The following is a 6577-nucleotide window of genomic DNA, read 5'->3' on the forward strand; positions in this document are numbered from 1 at the left end:
CTGCACGGTGGGTGGTGTGAGAGGGGCAGATCGCTAGATCTCCCCTACTCGATTTTTAAAGACAAACTGTGTGCTTTAACCTCTTAATTTCTTTCCTGTCTCTTTTAACGTTTTTATTTTAGGAATAATGAGATTTTGAAAAATATAGCTTTGTTTGTCAGCAAAATATCTTAAATAAATATATCCGGTAATTCCTGAAAAAACGGATGCTAAAATAATTGCAAAAGAGTCTGCGTATGCAAAAACCGAGCTTCCCCAATAAGCAAGACCGTCAACGAACATGGACATCGTAAAACCGACGCCTGTCAGTATGCATACTCCATAGATATGTTTCCATGTTGCCTGTTCGGGCATTTGTGAAAGACCTGCTTTAACACAGATATATGACATTAAAAATACGCCGATTTGTTTTCCTAAAAAAAGCCCGAGAAATATTCCTACCGGGACGCCTGAAAAAAGTTTGTTGACCGTGATCCCTGATAAATCAATACCGGCATTGGCAAAAGCAAATAATGGAAGGATGATAATGGCTATCCATACTTTACAGCTATCATAAATTTCCATTACAAGCGGTGAGCCGTCATGTTTTTTTAATGGAATAAAGAAAGCGGTAATAATACCGGCCAATGTTGCATGTACTCCGCTTTTTAAAATTGATAACCATAAAAGAGATCCGAAAATAAAGTATAGAGATTTACGGTTTACTCCGAAGGAATTTAGACATAACAGCCCTATTATGGATAAAACAGCAAAACATAAAGCTAAAACTGATAATTTTGCAGTATAGAAAATAGCAATGATAACTATAGCTCCGATATCATCAAAAATTGCAAGCGATAATAGAAAAATTTTAAGAGACGATGGGACTTTATTGCCTAAAAACAGCAAGATTGCAAGGGAAAACGCTGTATCAGTAGCTGTAGGAATCGCCCAGCCTTTTAACGCAAAATCATCACCGATATTACATAAGAAGAATATTAATGACGGCATAAGAATACCGCCTAATGCCGCCATTGCAGGCAGAGCAATATTTTTAGGCTTAGAGAGATGGCCTTCAATAAACTCGTGTTTTAGTTCAAGTCCGATACTAAAGAAAAATAAAGAGATTAAGCCGTCATTAATCCATAACAGGATCGGTTTGATTAACGAGTAATCACCAAAAACAAAGCCGGCTTTGACTTCAAGGATTTTGCGGTAATTAAAGGCGTAGGGTGAATTTTGATACACTAAAGCGATGATCGTAAGAGCAATCATAATGATGCCGCCTGTGGCATCATGGTGCAGGATGTAATTTAAATTATTTCTGATTTTGTATCTTGTTGTTCTATCCATGCTGTTATGCTGAGAATAAAAGAGTTGAAATTAATGGTATAAGCCATGCCGTTTAAGCTTGGAAAGCAGAAAATAATTTAATAAAAAATCTTTTAGATTTAAACGTTCATATCGATAATTTTTGTCAATATAATTATATTTTTGATATGAACGTTAATTAGCAGATCAGTATTTATGAGGAAAGAAAGTTTTTAAAGTTTTCTCATCATTGCTTTTGCCGATATAACTGCCGATTACTGCAAAAACGGCAGCAAAGAACAGACCGACTACAATGTTATGAAAACCTAAGAAATTAATATGCAAAGACATGACGGTTATATAGGAAATTGAACCGGCACCAAGACTTAAAAAAGCACCTAACGTATTCATTTTTTGCCAAAAAAGTCCCAGCAATATAATCATTAAAAATGCAGTTTCCAGTCCTCCGAAAGCAAACAGGTTTACCCAGGCAACAATGTCCATAGGAAATAAGGCCAATAATAAGGCAATTAATCCTACTGTATATGTGGTAATGATGGATAAAGTCCTGATTTTACCGGAATGATCGGCAGAGTTTTTACCAAGAAATGTTCCGTATATGTCTTTAATTACTGCAGAGCTTGCCGCTATTAATAAAGAGCTTACAGTACTCATCGTTGCGGCAAGAGGTCCTAATAAAGTAGCACCGGCAAGAAAAGGATTCATTTTGGTGACGATAAGAGTAGGAATTATGCTGTCCGTGCCGTTTTGCGGTAATTCTTCAATCACAGCTCGCGCAAAAACTCCCAAAAGCGTCATTCCGATCATTAAAGCGCCGCAGATGATGGTTCCGATGATCATTGCTCTATGCAGATCCGATGTTTGCTTATAGCTCATGCAGCGAACCAGAGATTGCGGCAAACCGATAGTTCCGAATCCGACTAATAGCCATGCGGAGAAAAGCAGAGTATAGGGCAAAGCCCCGTCGGCATCGGGCAGCAGATTACGGCTTACTCCTTCAGAATTTAAATTAATTGAGGAGATTTTGCTCATAATTGAATCAAGGCCGCCAGCTTCATCAAAGATAATACCGCAAAGTAGAAACATACCGGTTAGCATTAAAATTGCACAGGCAGCATCGGTTAATGCTACAGCTTTAAATCCTCCAGATGTATAGATCACCGTAACTGCAGCGAACAGTATTAAGCCGGCTTTGTAATCAAGACCTGTAATAGCGGCGAAAATTTGAGCGCCTCCGATAAATTGTCCGACAGTCATTGCAGTAAAGAAAATCAGCAAGACTAAAGCAAGCAACAACGATAAGGTTTTACTGTTAAATCGTTTATAAATAATGTCGATTACGGTAAGCGAGCCGGTAATTCGGGATAGTACGGCCATTTTTTTACCGACAACTCCTAAAATTAAAAAACCGGTAATAATTTGCGGAGCGGCAAAAACAACCCAGCCAAGACCAAGATCCCAAGCGATACCGGGCCCTGATACGAAAGAGCTGACGGATCCGTATGTGGCAATTAAAGTCATGGCCAGCACAACGCCGCCGAGATTCCTGCTGCCTAAAAAGTATTCTTTTTGAAAATCGCTATTATTTTTAACTGATTGAGCGGCATAAAAACCAATGCACAGTAAAATAAATAAAAATAGCAGAACCGGAATAAAAGTCTGCAGATTAATGCTGTTTACGTTCATCATCAAAATCCGTTAAAGAAAAGTTTTTCATAAATTTTCGCACTAAAATGATTACCGCAACGATTGACAGAAGATAGCCTCCGATGCATGAAAGAACGAACCATAGAGGCATTGAGAATAAGGTTAGAGAAATATCATCTTTAAAAATAAGAACAGTAAGCCAGAAATATACAGTGATGATTGCAGCAGTTATCAAAGTACTCAAAGCTTCCTTATCCATTTGCCGAAAAGTTTGCTTGAGTTTGTCTTGAGTCATTTTTGTCATAGTAAAAAATTCGTATAGATTAAAGGCTCCTTGAGGAGTCTTTAATTTAAAGCTTTAAAGATTTGACATATTCCGTGATGGCTTTACCTAAAGACGGGTGCCTTAAAGAATAGTCGATAAATGTTTTGACATAACCTTCTTTATTGCCGCAGTCATGGCTGTGACCGATGATAGGATATGCATGAATATCTTCAAGATGCATAAGAAGCTCAATGGTATCGGTAAGCTGGAACTCACCACCTGCTCCTAACGGGGTACGTTTAAAGAGCGGCCAGATTTCAGAGGACAAAACGTAACGTCCTACAACAGCATAATCAGAAGGAGCTTCTTCAATTGACGGTTTTTCTATTATACTCTTAATCTGTACGTCCTGACCGGGTTTAGGGTCTACGCCGTTTAAGTTTACAATACCGTATGAAGATACTTCATTATGCGGAACTTTCTCTACCATGATTTGAGATGTTCCGGTTTCCTCAAAAAGCTTAATCATGGCAGCTAAATTATCTTTCTTTAAATCGGATGCGGCGTCATCAATAATTACGTCAGGAAGCAAAATAGCAAAAGGATTTTTGCCGACAATAGGGAAAGCGCACTTAATAGCATGAGCAAGGCCCTTGGCTTCACCCTGACGTACGTGCATGATAGTAACGTCTTTAGGAATAATGTTTTGAACTTCACTTAACAATTGGCGCTTGACGCGCTTTTCCAAAGTGGCTTCAAGCTCAAAAGATGTATCAAAATGGTTTTCAATTGCATTTTTTGAAGAGTGTGTTACTAAAACGATATTTTTTATTCCGGCACTGACTGCTTCGCTTACAACATATTGAATGAGAGGTTTATCGACAAGCGGCATCATTTCTTTAGGAATGGCTTTTGTCGCGGGAAGAAGTCTTGTACCCAAGCCTGCAACCGGGATGATTGCATACTTGATATTGCCAAAGTTCATGTCAGGCATAAGTTATTCCTTATTTTGTCAGTTTGTTGTCTTTTTTTAGATCTTTTACTTCAGCTAAAATCTCTGGATTGGTTTTCATCAGGTAAAGGATGCAGATTACGGCAAATACGAAATTTAAAATTGCATTGCCGAATGTCTTGTAATCAACCCACAGAGATTCTGCGGTTATTGCGTCGATGCCGAACAGTGTCGGTAAAAAGAAAGCAATTATGACATTGAGCATGGCGGCGAAAACAAAGAATATCATCCACCAGGTTCCAAGTTTTAGCCAAAGATTTTCAGGCAGAGGAATTTCCTGCCCGAAAAGATAAGAAAAAGGGTTACGCTTTAAAATATGCTGGCAAACCAAGATTGCAGTTGCCATAATCAGATTTACAACAGTCACTTTCCATTTAATAATTTGCGGATCGTTTAATAGAACTGTAGGCAAACCGAAAAGCAATACTGCAGCGCATACAAAAACCTGCATGCGGGAAACTTTTTTCCAAAAAACATATTGAAGCGCAAATGCAATAAGACAGCAGCCGACAATCACAGCAGTAGCTGTAATTAAATCAGAGGTGATTTTGTAAGTTATAAAAAAGGCAAGAGCCGGAGTAATATCAAGGATCTTCGGTAACATTTTTATTTTGTGTTTAACGTTAAATCTTCTAATAGTATAACACTTATCCTTCTATAGATAAAGAAGGAAAAACTGCTATGCATAATTTGCGGAATTTACGTAAGGACGCTTAATTTTTTGTATTTTTTAGAATTTTTACGTGCGAAAAGTAAGTGTTTTTACAAAGTTATGTTTAAATGATCGATGACTTCTCATTTTGATAATTAATTTTTATATTTAAAAAGACGGATGTTATATATTTATATTGACGAAAACGTTTGCAATATGCGTTTTTTTCTAAGGATTGATTTATGACGGTTGCGTTAAAAGATTTGGCAAAGGCTTGCGGTGTCTCCGTAGGTACGGTGTCTCGTGCTTTAAATGATAAAAGCGAGGTAAGTAAAGCTACCGCTGTAAGAATAAAGCAGCTTGCAAAGGATTTAGGATATATACCCAATCGAGCCGGGCGAGCACTGTCGAGCCAGAAGAATCTTAACTGTGTCGGAATTTTGCTTCCTAGCGTTAACTCGCCTTTTTTTGATGATATAAAACGCGGCATCAAACAGGCGCGTAATGAATATAAAGATTTAGGTCTTGATATTTATTTAATAGAAGAGGAAGGCTGGGATCCTCAAAAGCATTTAAAGGCAATTGAAAATCTTGAAGCACACGGCTGTAAGGCTTTTGCTTTATGTACCGTTGAACATGAAATTATTTTAAATAAGATAAAAGAATTGCACGAACGCAACTTACCGGTTCTTCTTATTAATAATGATATTCCTACAAGTGAGAGGATCTGTTTTGTCGGTCCGAATTACTTTAAGTCAGGACAAGTTGCGGCAGCTATGTTAAATAAGTGCATGCATGATACTTATTTAAAAATTTTAATAGTCACAGGTCCTAAAGTGCATAATGGACATCAAATCAGAGTTGACGGTTTTATCTCCGAGCTTAACCGTGACGGTGTTAAATATCATATTGAAACTATTATTGAAGGAATGGACAATGATATCATCACGCAGCAGGAGACAATGAAAGCTTTTCAGCAGCATCCTGAGATTAATTGTGTCTATATGGCTACCGGATCCGGAGTTGCTGGTCTTGGTGCGGCAGTTATTGCCGATAGAGAGCATCATCGTTTTGTCATTGCCTGTGATGAAATTTATACTACACGTGAATTAGTAAAAAGCGGAATTATTGACTTCGTAATTTGCCAGGATTCAAAAACTCAAGGATATCAAGCTATAAAAAAATTACATGAGTATTTAATTAGAACTGAAAACGAAACAATGGATGATTATATTGTTGATAATATAATTAAAATTAAAAATCACTTTGAAATTAATTAAGATTGACTCTCTTAGAGTTAAGGATTGATGATCCTGTTGTCAATCTTTTTGATGTTAGCTTACCATGGCTATCCGAGCTAGTTTTGCCCTTATTAATATGTTAAGTGCTGCGTTTAGTTAGCACGGCATTTTACATTACAGTCACTTTATCAAAAAAGATCAGCGGCTAAAACCCTGTCCTTCAGGGCGGAGATCATCGCGAGGAGAAACTCAGTGTTTAATCAAGCGTTTTCTGCTTGCTCAATATATTGACGGATAATAGATATCGGAGCATCTGTGCAGGATGAAGCAAAAAAGACAGCGACCTAATGCATTACCCCGCAGTTTAGCTCTAACGGCAGGATGCTTACGCTTACGGATGAGCATGGAAGATGTAACCTTGAGCTTAAACACGAGAGTAGAGCCGGCCG

Annotated in this window: 6 protein-coding genes; 1 reads left to right on the top strand and 5 read right to left on the bottom strand. The window is 37.8% G+C overall.

Annotated features, from left to right (window positions below; translation table 11 throughout):
* Positions 1-75: 75 nt before the first annotated feature.
* The 5 genes from nhaA to HMPREF9444_RS08960 form a co-directional block, all read right to left on the bottom strand.
* Positions 76-1332 carry a Na+/H+ antiporter NhaA gene (gene nhaA, locus HMPREF9444_RS08940; protein ID WP_009144101.1) on the bottom strand — a complete coding sequence of 419 codons (1257 nt, stop codon included), beginning with the start codon at positions 1330-1332 and terminating at the stop codon, positions 76-78.
* A gap of 165 nt (positions 1333-1497) precedes the next feature.
* Positions 1498-3000, bottom strand: coding sequence for a sodium/pantothenate symporter (gene panF, locus HMPREF9444_RS08945; RefSeq protein WP_009144102.1), 1503 nt, complete (start codon positions 2998-3000; stop codon positions 1498-1500).
* Entirely contained in the window at positions 2978-3262 is a 285-nt protein-coding gene (locus HMPREF9444_RS08950; RefSeq protein ID WP_009144103.1) for a YhdT family protein, read from the bottom strand. Before HMPREF9444_RS08950 ends, panF begins: the two co-directional genes overlap by 23 nt.
* Positions 3263-3308: 46 nt before the next feature.
* A complete protein-coding gene (galU, locus tag HMPREF9444_RS08955; protein WP_009144104.1) occupies positions 3309-4217 on the bottom strand; it encodes a UTP--glucose-1-phosphate uridylyltransferase GalU in 909 nt (302 codons plus the stop codon).
* A gap of 10 nt (positions 4218-4227) precedes the next feature.
* A complete protein-coding gene (locus HMPREF9444_RS08960; RefSeq protein WP_009144105.1) occupies positions 4228-4839 on the bottom strand; it encodes an inner membrane-spanning protein YciB in 612 nt (203 codons plus the stop codon).
* Positions 4840-5129: 290 nt separating this feature from the next.
* On the opposite strand from HMPREF9444_RS08960, the gene HMPREF9444_RS08965 reads away from it, so the two are divergent.
* Entirely contained in the window at positions 5130-6167 is a 1038-nt protein-coding gene (locus HMPREF9444_RS08965) for a LacI family DNA-binding transcriptional regulator (protein ID WP_009144106.1), read from the top strand.
* The last annotated feature ends 410 nt before the right edge of the window (positions 6168-6577 follow it).

This window comes from Succinatimonas hippei YIT 12066 (assembly GCF_000188195.1).
GTDB lineage: Bacteria > Pseudomonadota > Gammaproteobacteria > Enterobacterales > Succinivibrionaceae > Succinatimonas > Succinatimonas hippei.

Coding starts and splice junctions, on each gene's coding strand:
- nhaA (WP_009144101.1), bottom strand. CDS start 1,332: ATGGATAGAACAACAAGATACAAAATCAGAAATAATTTAAATTACATC.
- panF (WP_009144102.1), bottom strand. CDS start 3,000: ATGATGAACGTAAACAGCATTAATCTGCAGACTTTTATTCCGGTTCTG.
- HMPREF9444_RS08950 (WP_009144103.1), bottom strand. CDS start 3,262: ATGACAAAAATGACTCAAGACAAACTCAAGCAAACTTTTCGGCAAATG.
- galU (WP_009144104.1), bottom strand. CDS start 4,217: ATGCCTGACATGAACTTTGGCAATATCAAGTATGCAATCATCCCGGTT.
- HMPREF9444_RS08960 (WP_009144105.1), bottom strand. CDS start 4,839: ATGTTACCGAAGATCCTTGATATTACTCCGGCTCTTGCCTTTTTTATA.
- HMPREF9444_RS08965 (WP_009144106.1), top strand. CDS start 5,130: ATGACGGTTGCGTTAAAAGATTTGGCAAAGGCTTGCGGTGTCTCCGTA.